The organism is Vibrio sp. Vb0937 (assembly GCF_033338855.1).
In genome coordinates, this window is record NZ_JAWOTK010000222.1 from 1 (window position 1) to 1,339 (window position 1,339).

The following is a 1,339-nucleotide window of genomic DNA, read 5'->3' on the forward strand; positions in this document are numbered from 1 at the left end:
TCCTCGTTGGGTGGAATATGGCGCGTTTCTACTTGCCCTTCTCGCGGGCTGCGTCAATGCCGTTGGTCTTCTCGGCTTTCAACATCAAGCGATAACGCATCTTTCCGGAACCGTAACTCAGCTAGGGAATAGCCTATTAACAGGTATGGATAATTCCATTCACCTGCTCTTTATCGTATTCAGCTTTTTGATTGGCTCTGCGTTTAGCGGCTTCTTTATTGAGAGTAGCGCTTTAAAGCTTGGCCGACGCTATGGTGTGGCACTTTGTATTGAAGGGAGTTTGTTACTGTTAAGTTTAGGCTTCTTGGTCGAGGGCGACTCCTACGGCCAATACTTAGCGTCAGCAGCATGTGGTTTGCAGAATGCGATGATCACCACTTTTAGTGGCGCAGTTGTCCGAACGACACACATGACGGGGATCATTACCGACCTTGGCATTATGATTGGTGAGAGCTTACGAGGACGTCAATTTGACCGCCGTAAAGCTAAGTTGTTTCTATTCATCTTCTTTGGTTTTTTACTAGGCGGGAGCGTCGGCGCTGCCTTATTTATGGCTTATGGCTTGTATGCTCTGGTATTTCCTGCAATTTTAGCCTTTGGTATCGCGCTAATTTACTGGGCTTACCTTTACTCCATCAGTCGCAACCAAAACGCTTAATTTCAAGCAACGGATTCAGCCATCAATGCATGAATCCGTTGCGACTCTGCTTCATTCCAATCCACCTTCGACTGTCTCAACTTTCTTTATATAACACTCAATACAGCCTTCTATAGCCCTTAGTACTATTAAGGTTAAGCCTAAAAACCAAGGTAATTTACGTGAGATCGTAATCACATTTGCCCGTCTTTTTATTATTCCAGTCACACTGCGCCCCATAAGAATCTGCACAGCACGCCTCTCGTGCTACAATTTTCTAACACACGCAACATTTTCATATACACAATGGCGTTATTTGGCAATTTATCCGATAAATCGGCTGAATAACTACATGTATTTAATGAATAGTATTGCAATGGATGCAGTTTGCGGGTACCCTCCGCATCACTGTGATTAAATACGGATGTTTAGTGAATATTTATGTCATGGAATATGGCGAGTATTGACTAGTAGTAACACGAGAAAACTATGCATAACAACACCAATGCTACTGAAGCACCTAAGGGCAACTTTTGGATGTTCTTCATTCCATCCCTAATCGGTCTTCTGCTGTTTATGGCGCCTATTTCTTACAATGGCGACCTCACTATCCCTGTTGCAGTCATGGCAAAAGTCATTCCTGCCTTACTTGGCGATGCACTTATTGCTATCGTTACCGCTATTATCGCTTTCATGGCTGTC

1 protein-coding gene and 1 pseudogene are annotated in these 1,339 nt (G+C 43.9%); both read left to right on the forward strand.

Features of this window, described 5'->3' with window-relative positions; translation table 11 throughout:
- Positions 1-658: YoaK family protein (locus R7P67_RS24595; protein WP_318086289.1), on the forward strand; the 658-nt coding region annotated here is incomplete at its 5' end.
- A gap of 468 nt (positions 659-1,126) precedes the next feature.
- A pseudogene (locus R7P67_RS24600) lies at positions 1,127-1,339 on the forward strand (YjiH family protein); the annotation flags it as partial.